General features: G+C 54.5%; 16 protein-coding genes and 1 pseudogene. 16 read left to right on the forward strand and 1 reads right to left on the reverse strand.

What is annotated here, in order from left to right; genetic code table 11:
• The first annotated feature begins 1 nt into the window (after position 1).
• The 16 genes from mreD to BLW59_RS10360 all read left to right on the forward strand — a co-directional run bounded on the left by mreD (position 2) and on the right by BLW59_RS10360 (position 15428).
• Positions 2-496 (forward strand): rod shape-determining protein MreD, encoded by a 495-nt coding sequence (mreD, locus tag BLW59_RS10285; protein WP_051650416.1) that lies wholly within the window; start codon positions 2-4, stop codon positions 494-496.
• Positions 497-578: 82 nt separating this feature from the next.
• Positions 579-2378, forward strand: coding sequence for a penicillin-binding protein 2 (gene mrdA, locus BLW59_RS10290; RefSeq protein ID WP_074697701.1), 1800 nt, complete (start codon positions 579-581; stop codon positions 2376-2378).
• A 35-nt stretch (positions 2379-2413) separates the two neighbouring features.
• Positions 2414-3079, forward strand: coding sequence for a septum site-determining protein MinC (gene minC, locus BLW59_RS10295; protein ID WP_074697702.1), 666 nt, complete (start codon positions 2414-2416; stop codon positions 3077-3079).
• A 10-nt stretch (positions 3080-3089) separates the two neighbouring features.
• Positions 3090-3878, forward strand: coding sequence for a septum site-determining protein MinD (gene minD / locus BLW59_RS10300; RefSeq protein ID WP_029545595.1), 789 nt, complete (start codon positions 3090-3092; stop codon positions 3876-3878).
• An 18-nt stretch (positions 3879-3896) separates the two neighbouring features.
• Positions 3897-4172 carry a cell division topological specificity factor MinE gene (minE, locus tag BLW59_RS10305; protein WP_029545593.1) on the forward strand — a complete coding sequence of 92 codons (276 nt, stop codon included), beginning with the start codon at positions 3897-3899 and terminating at the stop codon, positions 4170-4172.
• 8 nt (positions 4173-4180) lie between these two features.
• Entirely contained in the window at positions 4181-5272 is a 1092-nt protein-coding gene (gene rodA / locus BLW59_RS10310) for a rod shape-determining protein RodA (RefSeq protein WP_074697703.1), read from the forward strand.
• A 79-nt stretch (positions 5273-5351) separates the two neighbouring features.
• Positions 5352-8072: a TIGR03960 family B12-binding radical SAM protein gene (locus BLW59_RS10315; protein ID WP_074697718.1), complete on the forward strand. Its 2721-nt coding sequence runs from the start codon at positions 5352-5354 to the stop codon at positions 8070-8072.
• Positions 8073-8236: 164 nt separating this feature from the next.
• Complete coding sequence (locus tag BLW59_RS10320; protein ID WP_074697704.1) at positions 8237-9697, forward strand: Rne/Rng family ribonuclease; 1461 nt, start codon at positions 8237-8239, stop codon at positions 9695-9697.
• A 188-nt stretch (positions 9698-9885) separates the two neighbouring features.
• Positions 9886-10764, forward strand: a complete 879-nt coding sequence (locus BLW59_RS10325; RefSeq protein ID WP_074697719.1) for a metal ABC transporter substrate-binding protein — start codon at positions 9886-9888, stop codon at positions 10762-10764.
• An 89-nt stretch (positions 10765-10853) separates the two neighbouring features.
• The gene (truA, locus tag BLW59_RS10330) at positions 10854-11630 is read left to right on the forward strand and encodes a tRNA pseudouridine(38-40) synthase TruA (RefSeq protein ID WP_074697705.1); all 777 of its coding nucleotides are present in this window, start codon (positions 10854-10856) and stop codon (positions 11628-11630) included.
• Positions 11631-11778: 148 nt separating this feature from the next.
• Positions 11779-12606, forward strand: a complete 828-nt coding sequence (locus tag BLW59_RS10335; RefSeq protein ID WP_074697706.1) for a hypothetical protein — start codon at positions 11779-11781, stop codon at positions 12604-12606.
• A gap of 165 nt (positions 12607-12771) precedes the next feature.
• Positions 12772-13836 carry a recombinase RecA gene (gene recA, locus BLW59_RS10340; RefSeq protein WP_037377214.1) on the forward strand — a complete coding sequence of 355 codons (1065 nt, stop codon included), beginning with the start codon at positions 12772-12774 and terminating at the stop codon, positions 13834-13836.
• The gene (locus BLW59_RS10345; RefSeq protein ID WP_318258492.1) at positions 13829-14287 is read left to right on the forward strand and encodes a regulatory protein RecX; all 459 of its coding nucleotides are present in this window, start codon (positions 13829-13831) and stop codon (positions 14285-14287) included. Before recA ends, BLW59_RS10345 begins: the two co-directional genes overlap by 8 nt.
• A gap of 102 nt (positions 14288-14389) precedes the next feature.
• Positions 14390-14653, forward strand: a complete 264-nt coding sequence (locus BLW59_RS18335) for a type II toxin-antitoxin system HicA family toxin (RefSeq protein WP_029545578.1) — start codon at positions 14390-14392, stop codon at positions 14651-14653.
• Positions 14643-14978 carry a type II toxin-antitoxin system HicB family antitoxin gene (locus tag BLW59_RS10355; RefSeq protein WP_318253648.1) on the forward strand — a complete coding sequence of 112 codons (336 nt, stop codon included), beginning with the start codon at positions 14643-14645 and terminating at the stop codon, positions 14976-14978. Before BLW59_RS18335 ends, BLW59_RS10355 begins: the two co-directional genes overlap by 11 nt.
• A 60-nt stretch (positions 14979-15038) precedes the next feature.
• Positions 15039-15428, forward strand: coding sequence for a type I restriction-modification system subunit M N-terminal domain-containing protein (locus tag BLW59_RS10360; RefSeq protein ID WP_074697708.1), 390 nt, complete (start codon positions 15039-15041; stop codon positions 15426-15428).
• Here the strand turns inward: BLW59_RS10360 and BLW59_RS17740 are convergent.
• Positions 15396-15683, reverse strand: a pseudogene (locus tag BLW59_RS17740) (transposase); the annotation flags it as partial. The gene BLW59_RS10360 and the pseudogene BLW59_RS17740 sit on opposite strands and share 33 nt — an antisense overlap.

The following is a 15683-nucleotide window of genomic DNA, read 5'->3' on the forward strand; positions in this document are numbered from 1 at the left end:
CTTGAAAAAGATAGGCAAATGGGCAGCCTTTGCCGCCGCCCTCTTCGTCCTCCAGACTTCCATCCTGCCCTTGATGGCCTACCATGGCATCACCGCTGACCTGATGCTCCTGCTGACTGTTTCCTTTGCTTTTTTGCGGGGGGCGAAGCAGGGCGCGTTCATGGGATTTTCTGTGGGGCTGATGCAGGATCTGGCCACGGGCACCTACTTCGGAGTGAATACCCTGGCCCGCACCCTGATGGGCCTGCTCTTTGGACAGTTTTCCGACAGGGTCTTCAAGGAGCAGTTTTTCCTGCCGGTGCTGGCTTCTATGGCTGTGACCATACTCAACTATTTTATTTTGGCCCTGCTTATGGTATTATTAGGTTACCGCTTTAATCTGGAAAGCCATATGCAGCAGATGCTTGTGCCCATGCTCCTTTATCAGCTGGCCTTTGCCTATCCTGTACATTATCTTACTTACAGGCTGGACAAGCGTCTGGAAGAAAAAAAGTAATTATGAAGATTGAAGCAGGCACCTTATATATAAAGGGTGCCTTGCTTAATGTAGTGAACCGAGTATTCCAGGGGAGATTGTTTTGACGGAGATTGATGAATACGGCGACAGGCTGAAGGTCGTTGGCTGGCTGGCGGTGCTGGTCATAGTGGTCCTTATTGCCAGAGCCTGCTATTTGCAGATTTATGACGGGGAATACTATGCCCGTCTGGCAGACGGCAACCGCATTCGCCTGATACCTGCCATGGCCCCCCGGGGCAATTTTTTCGACAGGAATGGCGAGCTCCTGGTTGTCAACCGGCCCGGCTTCACCGTTTCTCTGCTGCCCCTCAATGAGCCTGTTTCTGACGAGGTGGTGGACAGGCTCTCGGAGCTTTTGAAGATGCCCAAGGAGGACATCCAGAAGAAGATCGATGCCCATGTTGGCTTTGACCCCATCCGCATCAAGACGGATGTGGCAGCAGATGTGTACTCTGTCATCGAGGAGCAGAAGGAAAAATATCCTGGGGTGGTCATTGAGACACAGCCCATCAGGGATTATATCCTGAATGAGGAAGGAGCCCACACCTTCGGCTATGTCAGTGAAATCAATGATGTAGAGCTGGAGAAGAAGAAGGACGAGGGCTACAAGTCCGGTGACATCATCGGCAAGTTCGGTCTGGAAAAAGTATATGACCATGAGTTGCGGGGAGCCGATGGCGGCGAGCAGGTGGAAGTGGATGTGGCAGGCAAGCCCGTCCAGCGCCTGGGCCGTAAGGAACCACGCCCCGGTGATGACCTTTACCTCACCATTGACAAGCACATCCAGGAAGCGGCGGAAAAGGCTGTAGATGAACGCTTGAAGATGATACATGCCAATGCGGCGGCGGCAGTGGTTTTGAATCCCCAGACCGGCGAAGTGCTGGCCATGGTCAGCCGCCCGGCCTTCAACCCGAATCTCTTTGCCCGGGGGATTTCCGTTAAGGAGTGGAACAAGCTCAACAACAATCCCTACCATCCCATGGACAACAAGACTATCACCGGCGAATACCCGCCGGGGTCAACCTTCAAGATAGTCACGGGTACAGCAGCTCTCACTGAGGGCGTGGTAACACCCGGGGAGCAGATTTTCGATTCCGGCCATCACTGGATCATTCCTAAAGGCAATGCTGATGGAGAGGCCCTGGGTTGGTTGGATTTCCGCGCCGCTATGGCCCATTCGGATAACGTGTACTTTTACGAGATGGGCAACCGTTTGGGGATAGACCGGCTGGAGCGCTATGCCCGCATGTTTGGTCTGGGCGCTGTCACTGGCATTGACCTGCCCTATGAGTCTGACGGACTGGTGGCCAACCGCAAGTACAAGGAAAAGAACTTCGAGGACGGAGACTGGTACCTGTCCGAGACCTTCGATGCTGCCATAGGTCAGGGTTTCAATTTGGTGACTCCCCTGCAGGCCGCCATGGTCATGGGGGAGATCGCAGCAGATGGCAAGCGGTTCAAGCCTCATCTGGTGAACCGCATCGTGGGACCTGATGGCAAGACCGTGAAGGAATTCAAGCCGGAACTCCTTTCCTCTCTTGATGTGAGGCCGGAGGTTATCAGGCTGGTCCAGGAAGGCCTCCACGAAGTGTCCACTTATGGTACAGCAGCTTCCATCTTCCGGGGCTTCCCGGTGCAGATTGCAGGCAAGACGGGAACGGCGGAGAACCCCCACGGCAAGGATCACGGCTGGTTCGTGGCCTATGGACCCTTTGAGAACCCTACAGTGGTAGTAGCTGTGGTAGTGGAGCAGGGCGGCTACGGCGCCCAGTCCGCTGTGCCTATCGGCCGTGAGATCCTGGAGGCAGCCTTTGGCATAGAAAAGCCGCAGGAAGGCAAGGATAAGCAAGGCAAGCAGTAACTTATTTTCATATCTTGATTGAAATGAGGATAGCTATGAGTGAAGAGATGGTGAAGATCAAGGGCGGCAGGTCAGGCCTTTCCCTGACTTTTGCTCCCCAGGTAAGTTTTGAGGACATCCTGCAGCACCTGCAGGAAAAACTGGAGTCTGGCTCCGGCTTTTTCCTGAGGGGGACCATGGTGTTTCTCCCCCGGGATGTGTTGACGGATGGGCAGCGGGAAAAGCTGCAGAAGCTATTCCATGAGCATGGCCTTATCTGCAGGCTGCAGCCGTTGGAGGGGGAAAATCCTCTGGAGCAGCAGTCCAAAGCGCAGCCGGCGCCTGTACCTGCCGAAAGCCAGCCCCAGGCAGAAGCTCCTCAGAATCCTGATACTCAGGAAATGCTGGTGGTGAATAAAACCCTCCGTGGAGGGCAGGAAATCCGCACCAAGAGCTCTGTGCTGGTGTGCGGCAATGTGAATCCCGGTGCGCAGATCATCGCCGGGGGCAGCATTGATGTCAGGGGCATCTGCCGGGGCATGGTTCATGCCGGGGCCTATGGAGATACTTCCGCCATTGTGGTGGCAGACCATCTCATGCCTACGCAGATACGCATTGCAAGTTTTATTGCAAGGTCTCCGGACCACATGGATATGACAGAAAAAGCCGAGCGGGCGTCCATCAAGGATGGGCAGATCGTTATCGAACCAATAGAAAGGTAGGAATTTGCAAATGAGCGAAATCTATGTAATCACCTCTGGCAAGGGCGGCGTTGGCAAGACCACGACTACTGCTAATCTTGGCATGGGCCTTGCTATGCGGGGCAAGAAGGTAGTATTGGTGGACACCGATACGGGCCTTAGGAATCTTGACCTCCTGCTGGGGCTTGAGAACCGCATCATGTACGATTTGATTGATGTCACCGAGGGCCGGGTGCCTTACAAGAAAGCTCTGGTGCGTCACAAGAAGTACGAGAACTTGTTCCTGCTGCCTACTTCCCAGGTGAAGGACAAGACGGCTGTGAATCCGGAGCAGGTGGTAAAGCTTTGTGAAGAGCTGCGCCAGGAGTTCGACTACATCCTCATCGACTGCCCTGCAGGCATCGAGCAGGGATTTAAGACCGCCATTGCCGCTGCTGATGTGGCTATCGTAGTGACCATGCCGGAGATTTCCGCTGTCCGTGATGCTGACAAGATCATCGGCGAGCTGGGCAGGGCTGACAAGGAGAACATCAAGCTCATCGTCAACCGCATCCGTCCCCAGATGGTGCAGAGCGGTGACATGCTGGACATGGATGATATCAACGATATCCTGTCTTTGGAATGCATCGGCCAGGTGCCTGATGATGAGATGGTGGTTACCAGCACCAACCGCGGTGAGCCCTGCGTGGCCCTGAACGGGTCCCAGGCAGGTCAGGCTTACAGGAATATCGTGGGCCGCATCTGCGGTGAGCCCATCCCCTTCATGACCTTTCAGAAGGAAGGCTGGTTCACTAAGCTTAAACATGTCTTTGGTCTTTAAGGGGAGGTCGCTTAACATATGATGGAAGCATTGATGAAAATCTTCGGCAAGAAGGAGCCGTCTGGCAAGGTGGCCCGCAATCGCCTGAAGGTGGTACTTGTACATGACAGGATAAATATTTCCCCGGAAATCATGGAAAACATGAGAAATGACATTGTGAAAGTCATTTCCCGATATGTGGATATCGACATGAATGCCATGGAGATGTCCCTGGCCAATGATGATGATTCCGTGGCTCTGGTGGCCAATATCCCTGTGAGCCGCATGAAACATGATAAGGGCGACGGCAAGTGAAAAAAGGAATGCTGAGGCGCATGGATTTTACCCTGCTGATGGCTGCGCTGGGCATCATTATCATGAGCCTGGTCATCATCGGCAGCGCCACTCATATCAATACTCCCGGAGAGGAACGCTATTATTTTGTACAGCGCCAGGGCATCTTCACTATCCTGAACATCGCAGCCGCGGCTTTTTTCATGAACTTCGACTACAAGATGTTGCAGGGCTACGGCAAGAAGCTCTATATCTTCAACCTGGTGATGCTGTTGGCGGTCATGCTGGTGGGCCAGTCGGCACTGGGAGCCCAGCGCTGGATTTCCATAGGACCCATCAGCATCCAGCCTTCGGAGTTTTCCAAGCTTATCATGATTGTCTGCCTGGCTTCGGTGCTGGAAGAAAGGGTGGGCAAGCTCAATACCTTGGATGACCTGATGCCTGTGGCGGCCTACATCGGGGTGCCCTTCCTGCTGGTCTTGAAGCAGCCAGATTTGGGTACGTCGTTGGTGTTCATGGCCATCTTCTTTGGCATGGTTTTCGTATCAGGCATCAGGCTGAAGCTGCTCTTTGGCATCTTTGGGGTTGGCATTGCCGCCTTGCCCATTTTGTGGCATTTTTTGAAGGATTATCAGAAAATGCGCATCATGGTTTTTATGGACCCCAATGTGGACCCCTTGGGTTCTGGCTATCATATCATCCAGTCCAAGATCGCCATCGGCTCCGGCATGCTCTTTGGCAAGGGGCTCTTTGAGGGCACCCAGAGCCAGCTGAACTTCCTGCCGGAGAACCACACGGACTTTATTTTCGCTGTGGTGGGAGAGGAGCTGGGCTTTATAGGTGCTGTATGCCTGCTTCTGCTCTACCTTGTGGTGCTGTGGCGCGGCGTGCAGATTGCCAGGGAGGCCGTCGATGTTTTCGGCAGGCTCATGGCAGTGGGCATCACGTCCATGTTTGCCTTCCATGTGCTGGTGAATGTGGGGATGACCATGGGCATCATGCCTGTGACTGGCATTCCGCTGCCGCTCATGAGCTATGGGGTAAGTTCACTGACTACCAATATCATGGCCATAGCTATACTGATGAATATACAGTTGCGAAAGCAAAAGCTGCTTTTCTAGAATTTTTATGGGGGAGATCCCGGTGCTTGATGCGGGGTCTTCCTTTGTCTTTTCTATTATTGTGAAGGAGAACGAAAGCATGTCAAAAGCAAGGACCGTACAGGTGCCTCATGAGGTGCTGCAGGCTGTTTTGAAGCCCTCCCGCTATACTGGCGGGGAGTGGAATGCGGTGCATAAGGATTGGGATTCGGTGGACTGCCGCTGGGCTTTGGCTTTGCCGGATGTCTACGAAGTGGGCATGAGCAACCTGGGGCTGGCTATCCTTTATGAAATCCTCAATTCTGAGGAAAAGATTGTGGCCGAGCGGGTCTATGCTCCCTGGACGGATATGGAAGAGGAGATGCGGGCCCGCAAGATGCCCCTGTTCTCCCTAGAGTCCAAGCATGAGATCTCTGCCTTTGACTTCCTGGGCTTCTCTCTCCAGTACGAGATGATCTACTCCAATGTGCTGAATATGCTGGATTTGGCGGGGATTCCCCTTTGGGCCAAAGACCGCGGGGAGGATATGCCCTTTATTCTTGGGGGCGGTCCCTGCGTTTACAATGTGGAGCCCTTGGCGGATTTCTTTGACTTCTTCATCATCGGCGAGGGCGAAGATGCGGTGAAGGAGGTTTCCGCTGCCCTGATAGAGTGGAAAGGGGAAGGTCGTCCCGGCGGCCGCCGCGGCTTCCTGGAGCGCCTGCTGGAGATTCCCGGCATCTATGTGCCTTCCTTCTACCAGCCTGAATATACCGGCGCAGGTGAAGAAGGGGATTTCAAGGCCTTGCAGCCCCTGAGCCCCAAGGCGCAGCCCATCATCTACAAGCGGGTCATCAAGGACATGAATACGGCCAAGTCCGTGGAGCGTCCCCTGGTGCCCTTCATGGATATCGTGCATAACCGCATTATGCTGGAGCTGTTCCGCGGCTGTTCCCGCGGCTGCCGCTTCTGCCAGGCTGGCATCTGCTACCGTCCGGCCCGTGAGCGCCGGGAGGAGAATCTCAGGAAGATGGCCAGAAACCTGGTGGATTCCTCCGGCTATGATGAGATGAGCCTCACTTCCCTGTCCTCGGCAGATTATTCCTGCCTGGGCAGGCTGGTGGATGATTTGCTGGCTGACTTCAAGGAGGAGAAGGTGAGCTTCTCCCTGCCCTCCCTGCGCATAGACAGCTTCTCCATTGACCTGGCCCACAAGATGCAGCAGGTCAGGAAGTCCGGCCTTACCTTCGCCCCTGAGGCAGGCACCCAGCGCATGCGCGATGTCATCAACAAGGGCGTGACGGAGGAAAACCTCCTCACTGCCTGCGGCGCTGCCTTCCGTCAGGGCTGGAAGCAGGTGAAGCTTTACTTCATGATGGGCCTGCCTACGGAAACAGACGAGGACATCATCGGCATTGCGGAACTGGCCAAGAAGGTGGTTGACCTCTATACGGAAATCAAGGGCCGCCGGGGCGTGAAGGTCACCATTTCCGTGTCCTGCTTCGTGCCCAAGCCCTTCACCCCCTTCCAGTGGTTTGGCCAGCTGCCCATCGAGGAATTTGAGCGCCGCCAGCGGCTCTTGAAGGAGCATATCAGAGACAGGGCCATCACCTTCAACTACCATGATGCGCGGCTGTCCGTCATCGAAGGCGTGCTGGCCCGGGGTGACCGGCGCCTGGCCAAAGTCATCTATCAGGCCTGGGCAGACGGGGCCAAGTTCGATGGCTGGTCTGACCTTTACAAGGACGAAATCTGGCATGAGGCCTTCAAGAAATGCGGCATTGACCTCTCTTACTACAATGCCCGCCACCGGGAGTTTGGCGAAGCCCTGCCCTGGGCGCACACTTCTCCCGGCGTGAATGAGGAGTTCCTGCGCAGGGAGTGGGAAAAGGCCATGCAGGGTGCTCTTACCGAGGACTGCCGCCGGGGCCGCTGCTCTGCCTGCGGCATCTGCACCAATCTCAAGGTGAACGTGGTGGATTTTGCCAAAGAAGAGGAAATGATCAAGGCAGAAGAAGCCTTTGCCGCCAGTGTCAGAGGCGAGGGCGAAGCTGTGCAGGAAGCTCTGGGCAGCGGGGCTGCCGATGGCGAGGGCACCTTCAAGCCACAGAAGGCAGTGAAGGGCTCTCCCCAGCATCCCGGCACCCAGCGGAAGCTCTACAAGTACCGGGCGGAAATCACCAAGGGTGATGAGCTGCGCTACGTGTCCCACCTGGACTACGCCAATATCTTCCTGCGGGCCTTTGACCGCAGCAAGCTTCCCATGGCCTATTCTGAGGGCTTCAACCCCCACATGAAGGTGGCCTTTGCCTCTGCTCTTTCCCTGGGGGTTACCAGCCGGGCAGAGTATATGGACTTTGAGCTGACCAGGGAAATGGCCCAGCCCGAGGTCTGGGATAAGCTGAAGGCCCAGCTGCCCCCGGGAGTGGAAGTCAGGGAATTGAAGCTCCTGAAGGAGAAAGCTCCTGCCCTGATGGCCCAGACTGACGAGGCCCGCTACAGCCTGGTGGTTCCCTATGAAGGTACGGAGGAAGAAGCCATGGCTGCCGTCGCGGCTTATAACAAGGCGCCTGAGGCCGTCTACAACCGGGTGACTCCCAAGAAGAAGCGGGAGATTGAAACCAAGCAGTATATGATGAAGCCGGTGGAAGCTGCCATGGCTGACGGCGAGCTGCAGCTGGACTTCGACATTTCCGTCACTCCCGAGGGCAGCGTGAAGCCCCTGGAGGTGTTCACGGTGATTGTGGAGAGCTTCGGCCTCAAGGCCCAGCCCCATCAGGCCCGCATCGAGCGCACAGCTCTCATGGGCAAGGGGCGCAGGCTGATTGATTTAGTGAACTAACCTAAAAGCCTTCCCCTTTAGGGGAAGGGGAACCGCTGAAGGCGGTGGATGAGGTGTCTCGTTGAAGAAACTTTTGCATAGCAGGCCACCTCATCCGTCAGCCCTTCGGGCTGCCACCTTCCCCTCAAGGGGAAGGCGTTAAAAACACTCTTGGAGGTACAGCAATGAAGACCATCCTGGCTAATGTGGTGCCGGAGGAAACCCGGCTGGCCATGGTAAGTGACGCCGACGGCGAACTGGAGATGGTGGAATTTGAACGGGCAAGCCAGGCCCACCTGGTGGGCAACATCTACCGGGGGCAGGTGCAGAACGTGCTGCCGGGGATGCAGGCGGCCTTTGTGGATATCGGAGGAGAGAAAAACGCCTTCCTCTACATAGGTGACGGCCTGCCCTACGGCGAGGGGGAGGCCCGCCAGCTGCCCCACCAGAAAATCCATATCGGACAGATACTGCCAGTGCAGATTGTGAAAGATGCCGTGGGCACCAAGGGTCCACGGGCTACCATGCACATTTCCCTGCCCGGCAGGATGCTGGTGCTGATGCCCACGGCAGCCTATATCGGCCTTTCCCGCAGGATTACAGATGAAGGAGAGCGGAGCAGGCTGCATGATATTGCAGGGCGCATCTGTCCTGAGGGCATGGGCCTCATCATCCGCACGGCGGCGGCAGGGGCCAGTGAAGAGGAGCTGAAAGCTGATGCCGAAGCCCAGCTCCGCATCTGGAACTCCATCCTGGCCCGCTTCAAGCTCAAGGGACAGCGCAAGGGAGCTCTTCTCTACCGTGACGCAGACCTGCTGATCCGCTGGGTGAGAGACCAGCTGACGGAGGATATCTCCGCTTTGGTAGTAGATGACCGCCAGGCCTACCTCAGGGTGAAGGAACTGGCTGAGGCCCTGACCCCGGAGCTGGCTGACCGGGTGAAGTATTACGAGGGCAAGCGCCCCCTTTTCAAGGAATATCAGGTGGAAAGGGAGCTGGAGAAGCTGGGAGACCGGCAGGTGGAGCTGAAGAACGGGGGCTTTCTGGTCATAGACAAGACCGAGGCGCTCACCGTTATCGATGTGAACACCGGCAGCTTTGTGGGCCGCTCCAATCTTTCGGATACCGTCTATCAGATGAATCTGGAGGCGGCGGCGGAAATCATGAAGCAGATCCGCCTGCGGGACATCGGCGGCATCATCATCGTGGACTTCATCGACATGGATGCGGCCGAGCAGAAGGAAAGCCTCCTGCAGAGATTGCGGGAGCTTACGTCCAAAGACCGCACGAAGATGACCATTGTGGACATTACCAGTCTTGGTCTGGTGGAAATCACCAGGAAGAAGTCACGCACCAATCTGGAGACACTTATCTACGCCGAGTGCCCCGTCTGCCACGGCAGGGGGCGGGTGGAGTCTCCCGAGACTGTCAGCATCCGCATCAGCCGGGATATACGGCGGCTGGAGAAGAAGTGCCATGCGGTGGACGGCTATGACATAGAAGTACATGACAGCGTGGCTGACGAACTGGGGGCCAACCAGCTGCTCATGAACCTGGCAGCAGAGTTTGCCTTTGACCTCAAGGTCATTGCCCGCCCGGACTTCCACCCGGAAAGCTATACCATTACCCAGACCAGCCCTGACTGAAATTTCACCTCTTGACAGGTTTGCTATACTGATAGTGTAGGTCTTTTGAGAGGCCTGATGTATTGTATTTGGGAATAAGCAGAGGACGCCGATATCAGTGCTTTGGTGCGATATCAGCGTCCTCTTTGTATGGGAAGAACGTAGGAAGGAGTATTCATTTGAAAAGATTTAAGTATGTACTGTGCGTCATGATGGTGATGCTTTCCCTGCTGGCTGCGGGCTGCGGAGGGCAAGAGGCCCAGAAAGGGAGCAAGGACGGGGAGTTTGTGATTGTCACTTCTTTTTACCCTATGTATATTGATGTGCTGAACATCACTGACGGGGTGGAAGGTATTAAGGTGGTGAACATGACCAAGCCTCAGACCGGCTGCCTGCACGACTACCAGCTCACCACCGAGGATCTGAAGACTTTGGAAAGCGCTGATGCTTTTGTGGTGAACGGAGGGGGCATGGAGAGCTTCCTGGACAAGGTTGCCTCCCAGCAGAAGAATCTTAAGATCATCGATGCCTCCAAGAGCGACAAGATCAATTTCCTGAAAGACGGGGATGAGGAAAATCCCCATGTATGGCTGTCCGTGACCTACGCCATTGAGCAGGTGAAGGCCATTACAAGCCAGCTCTGTGAGGCTGACCCTGCCCATGAAAAGCAGTATAGGGATAATGCCATGTCTTATGTGGAGAAGCTGATGAACCTGCGTGAAGAAATGCACGGAGAGCTGGATACTTTGCCCCACAAGGATATCGTGACCTTCCATGAAGCTTTCCCCTACCTGGCCAAGGAGTTCAGGCTGAACATAGTCAGCGTGGTGGAGCGGGAGCCGGGCACGGAGCCATCTCCCAAGGAACTGGAGGAACTCATTGCACAGGTGAAGGCTCTGCCGGTGAAAGTCCTCTTTGCAGAGCCCCAGTATTCTCCTGTGGCAGCAGAGACTATTGCCCGGGAAACGGGAGCGAAGCTCTATCAGCTGGACCCGGTGGTGACAGGAGAGGCGAAGCCGGAAGCAAAGGATGCCTACCTCAATACCATGAGGGAAAACATGAAGGTTCTGAAGGAAGCCTTGCAATAAGAGAAGCCATAGTTTAGAATCAGAGGCGGAGCAGATGCTCCGCCTTGATTTTTTTGTAAGTAAGAATGCAGGAGCAGTGAAAAAGCAAATTGAAACGCGAGCATAAAGAGGAAATGAAGCAAAGGAGCCGCAATATCTGCCTGAAGGTAGCTTATGACGGCACCAGGTACCACGGTTTCCAGCGCCAGAGTCCTCCAGTGGTGGCGGTGCAGAATGTGCTGGAAAAGCAGCTGGGCAAGATGTTCGGCGATTCCATAGAGATGGCGGCAGCCGGCCGCACGGATGCAGGGGTGCACGCCTACGGCCAGGTGGTGAACTTCTTCACCAACGGCAGGATTCCCACGGAGAGGATCGTGCAGGCCGCCAATAGCCTGCTGCCGGAAGATATCACGGTGGTAGAGGCCTGGGAAGGGGGCTATGACTTCTCTGCCCGGCACAGCGCCAAGTCCAAGACCTACCTCTACCGGGTGCAGCAGGGGGCGGTGAGGAATCCCTTCACTGACCGCTATGCCTGGTATGTGAACCGTCCCCTTGACCTTTCTGACATGAGGGAGGCCCTCTCCATGCTTCTGGGTACCCATGATTTCAGTTCCTTCCGGGCAGCTGGCGGCGCTCCCATGAGCCCTGTGCGTACCCTTTACCGGGCGGATATTGAGGAACGCGAGGGGGAGATGTTGGAATTTGTCATTCATGGCAACGGCTTCCTCTACCACATGGTGCGCAATATCGTGGGCACGGTGGTGGATGTGGGCAAGGGCAGGATCACGCCCCGGCGTTTCGGGGAAATCCTTGAAGCCCGTGACCGTGGCAAGGCCAGCCCCACGGCTCCGGCCTGTGGGCTGTACCTTTATGAGGTGGAATATTGACAGCAGGGGGAGGCAGCTCCCCTTTATTGGATTGGACATGAAAGATGATTTTATGGTATATTTTAAATGGTATTGAAAGGAAATTTCATTATAAAGTAGGAATTTTCTTTTTGGACAGAAGGTATGTATAAGTAAATGGGGGAATTATATGTCAGACCTTATATATGCAGCAGGGGGCATTCTGGTGTTGCTCCTGCTGGCAGTTCTGGTCATGGCAGTGTCGTTTGTGCGCCGGGGAAGGCGCAAGGCGGGGACTGTGCTGATTTTGATGGTGTCTCTTTTGGTGGCTGTGGGAAGCTACGGAGTCTGCATGTTCCGGGACTCCAGCCAGCAGGCGGTAGAAGCCCAGGTCAGCTCCTACGAGAGCAGCACGCTGGAGCAGGCAGAGACAAGCTATCAGGAAGCTGTGGTGCTTCTGAGGGCGGTCTCCCTGCAGAATGCGGACATAAGGAGCCTCAAGGCAGCTCAGCAGGATTTGGAGGCCATTGACGGCAACGGCCACATGGCTGATATCCTGGTGGAGAAGTATCCGGATGTGCCGGTACTGCTCTCCTATACGAAACTGCTGTTGGCTGTTTCACGCCATGAGGAAGGGCTGAGCAGCCGCGTGGTAGCCCAGGACGGACCCATGGTGGAAGCAGCCCTGGCTATCCCTGCCCAGTATGCCGGGACACTGGCAGAAAAAATCCTGCCTGTGCGCAATATGATCCTGGCCATGAAATCGGAAGGGGACAAGAAATCCCAGCAGGATGCCCGGGATATGGCTGAGCATAAGGAAAAGATGGAGCAGGGGGAGTACGGACTGATTGCCAAAGGCGACCAGGAGAGCAAGCTGGTGCCGGCTTTCGGCCAGCCTTTGTACGTCAATGAAGGTACGGACAAGGACGAGCCCAAGCAGTACGTCTTCCGGCACAACAGCCGCAATATCTACGTCTATACGAAAAATGGCATCGTGACAGATGTACGGGGGTTGTGAAGCCGTCTTATTTTGCTGTTAATGGTTGGCAAAACCAGTAGATATAGTGTAAAATAGAATATAGGTTCGAAAAGGCGGCTGTTTAGCCGCCTTTCACTAGAGAGGAGCGAAAAATTAATGGCAAAGGAAAAGACAGTACAGAGGGAGCTGCCCGCCCTGGACGACATGGAAGGGCGCAAGGCCGCCCTGGCTTCAGCACTGAAACAGATTGAAAAAGATTTCGGCAAGGGCTCCATTATGCGGCTGGGGGATGCCAAGTCCAGTATGAACGTGGAAGTCATACCAACCGGCATCCTGCCCCTGGATATTGCTTTGGGCGTAGGCGGCGTGCCCCGGGGACGTATTGTGGAAATCTACGGCCCTGAGTCTTCCGGTAAGACCACCGTCACCCTGCACATGATTGCCGAGGCCCAGAAGAACGGCGGCATCGCGGCTTTCATTGATGCAGAGCACGCCCTTGACCCCATCTATGCCCAGAAGCTGGGAGTAAATATCGATGACCTGCTGATTTCCCAGCCGGACACCGGCGAGCAGGCTTTGGACATCGTGGACGCCCTGGTGCACAGCGGCGCCCTGGACATCATCGTGGTGGACTCCGTGGCAGCTTTGGTGCCCAAGGCAGAGATCGAGGGCGAGATGGGTGACAGCCACGTGGGCCTCCACGCCCGTCTCATGAGCCAGGCCATGCGTAAGCTCACGGGCATCATCAGCAAGTCCCGCACGGTGGTGGTGTTCATCAACCAGATTCGTGAAAAGGTTGGCGTCATGTTCGGCAACCCGGAGACCACCACTGGCGGCCGTGCCCTGAAGTTCTATTCCTCTGTGCGCATGGATGTGCGCAAGAAGGATAAGATCACCCAGGGACAGGATGTAATCGGCAGCCACACCATCATCAAGGTGGTGAAGAACAAGGTGGCGCCCCCCTTCAAGCAGGCAGAGTTCGATATCATGTACGGCGAGGGCGTTTCCCGCCTGGGCTGCGTGGTTGACATGGGCGTGGAACTTGACATCATCGACAAGAGCGGCGCCTGGTTCTCCTACAATGGCACCCGCGTGGGACAGGGCAAGGAAAATGCCAAGAAGTATCTGGCAGAGAACCCCGAGACCTGTGAGGAAATCGAGAAGAAGATTCGTCAGAAGCTCATGGAATCCCAGCAGACGGAAGCCAACACCGAAGTGGCCCAGGCCATGAAGTCCGCCGAGGATGAGGTTGAGGCTGAGGATGAATAAGAAAACCGCCCTCATGTATGCGGTGGATCTGCTGGCCCGTCAGGAGCAGAGCGAAAGGCGCTTGCGGGAAAAGCTCGCCCACAAGGGCTATGAGGAGGAAGAAATCGACGCCGCTATGGCGAGGCTTCACGAAAAGCATTACCTGAATGACGAAGATGCCTGCCAGCGGCAGTTTGACTATCTCTACCGCGAAAGCCGCAGCTCAGTGCGGCAAATATGCCTCAAGCTCCAGCAAAGAGGATTCGAGGGCAGCCTGGTCAGGCAGTGCGTGCCCAGTGATACCTTTGAGCGTGAACAGAAGGCGGCCCTGAAGAACCTGAGCCTGAAATTCAAGCCCTCCGCTGACCAGCAGAAGATGCTGGCCAGCCTTTACAGGCAGGGCTTCGGCACCTCCGTCTGCCGGGAGGCAGTGGAAGAATTCACGGCTGAGGTGGAAGAAGAAAATTTATAGATAATGATATGTTTCCCTGTAAGGGTGCCTTTGGATTGGTTATCCTTACAGGGATATTTTTATTTCATTGACCTAAGTACCAAAAAGTGATACCATTGAGATATGAATAATAAACATAAACAGACGTATAAGGCTATTTACAGTGACCCGGTCAGGTCAAATGTGAAATGGTCAGATATAGAGGCTCTGCTGGTGGCGGCAGGGGCTGTAATAACAGAAGGAAATGGCTCCCGGATTCGTATACTTCTTAATGGTGAGCGTGCTGTGTTTCACAGGCCTCACCCAGAAAATACAACCGACAAGGGGGCTATTAAGTCTATGCGCAGATTTTTGCTCAATGCGGGGGTGACGATTGATGAACTATAAGGGGTATATCGGAAAAGTAGAATACGATGAAGAGAATCATATTTTTTCGGGAGAGGTAATCAACACTCGTTCGGTGATAACTTTCCAAGGTGATTCTGTAAAAGAATTGGAGACAGCTTTCAAGGAATCTGTAGATGATTATTTGGATTGGTGTGCCCAGGATGGTGTGGAGCCGGAGAAGCCGTATTCGGGGAAATTCAATGTTCGTTTCCAGCCAGAGCTTCATCAGCAGGCCACGGTAGCAGCGAAAATTTTGGGAATGTCGTTGAATGCTTTTATTGCAAGGGCGGTTACAAATGAATTGAAGGCTGTGCCTGTGAAGTAGGAGTTGTAGTTATAATTGTCGCCGCTGTAAGGGCGGCAATTTTTTTAAGGATGTGTAATAATGTTGTCACAAGATGCAAATAATAAGATGAAGAATGTTATCTGGGATGATACTCCCGTGGATGTTACTGAGGAAGTCAATCTCATCTGGTCTATAGCCAATAAGCTGCGTGGCCCCTATCAGAGCGACAAATATAAGAATGTCATTATCCCCATGACGATTATCCGTCGGTTTGAGTGTGCGCTGGAACAGACGAAGCAGGCTGTGCTGGATAAGGTGGCGGCTATGCCGAATGTGCCGGATAAGGTGCTCTATAAGACAGCAGGGTATGCTTTTTACAATAACTCAAACTTCGCACAAGAGAAACAGGCCAGCACCTGTGTGCGGTGTAGAGCCATGACTCCTAGAAAGTCTACCTCATGCACAGCGTTTCAAACACTTGTTCCATAAATTCGGCAGATTTTCCAAGAACAAATCGAGCATCATGTCCAGTTCCTTTTCCATAAAAAACGTCTTTCCCTTTACCGTAGCAATAAGTTCTTTCAAGAGCAACACCAAGGCATCGAGATAACGCAGATCCTGCAATTCGTCATAAGCGAGATAGAATAGCTCACCTATGCTCCGTTTATCGACATTCCGGCGCTGCTCTAGTGACAACATCATATACCTTGCAAATACAACGGATACATGTGATGTCATTGCATC

It is taken from the genome of Selenomonas sp. KH1T6 (assembly GCF_900108415.1).
Taxonomy (GTDB): domain Bacteria; phylum Bacillota; class Negativicutes; order Selenomonadales; family Selenomonadaceae; genus Selenomonas_B; species Selenomonas_B ruminantium_A.

Excerpts from the sequence above, each read along its gene's own strand:
- BLW59_RS10345 (WP_318258492.1), top strand. The coding sequence starts at position 13,829 with ATGAATAAGAAAACCGCCCTCATGTATGCGGTGGATCTGCTGGCCCGT.
- BLW59_RS10360 (WP_074697708.1), top strand. The coding sequence starts at position 15,039 with ATGTTGTCACAAGATGCAAATAATAAGATGAAGAATGTTATCTGGGAT.
- BLW59_RS10325 (WP_074697719.1), top strand. The coding sequence starts at position 9,886 with ATGATGGTGATGCTTTCCCTGCTGGCTGCGGGCTGCGGAGGGCAAGAG.
- minE (WP_029545593.1), top strand. The coding sequence starts at position 3,897 with ATGATGGAAGCATTGATGAAAATCTTCGGCAAGAAGGAGCCGTCTGGC.
- BLW59_RS10315 (WP_074697718.1), top strand. The coding sequence starts at position 5,352 with ATGTCAAAAGCAAGGACCGTACAGGTGCCTCATGAGGTGCTGCAGGCT.
- minC (WP_074697702.1), top strand. The coding sequence starts at position 2,414 with ATGAGTGAAGAGATGGTGAAGATCAAGGGCGGCAGGTCAGGCCTTTCC.
- BLW59_RS18335 (WP_029545578.1), top strand. The coding sequence starts at position 14,390 with ATGAATAATAAACATAAACAGACGTATAAGGCTATTTACAGTGACCCG.
- recA (WP_037377214.1), top strand. The coding sequence starts at position 12,772 with ATGGAAGGGCGCAAGGCCGCCCTGGCTTCAGCACTGAAACAGATTGAA.
- rodA (WP_074697703.1), top strand. The coding sequence starts at position 4,181 with ATGCTGAGGCGCATGGATTTTACCCTGCTGATGGCTGCGCTGGGCATC.
- BLW59_RS10335 (WP_074697706.1), top strand. The coding sequence starts at position 11,779 with ATGTCAGACCTTATATATGCAGCAGGGGGCATTCTGGTGTTGCTCCTG.
- minD (WP_029545595.1), top strand. The coding sequence starts at position 3,090 with ATGAGCGAAATCTATGTAATCACCTCTGGCAAGGGCGGCGTTGGCAAG.
- BLW59_RS10355 (WP_318253648.1), top strand. The coding sequence starts at position 14,643 with ATGAACTATAAGGGGTATATCGGAAAAGTAGAATACGATGAAGAGAAT.
- BLW59_RS10320 (WP_074697704.1), top strand. The coding sequence starts at position 8,237 with ATGAAGACCATCCTGGCTAATGTGGTGCCGGAGGAAACCCGGCTGGCC.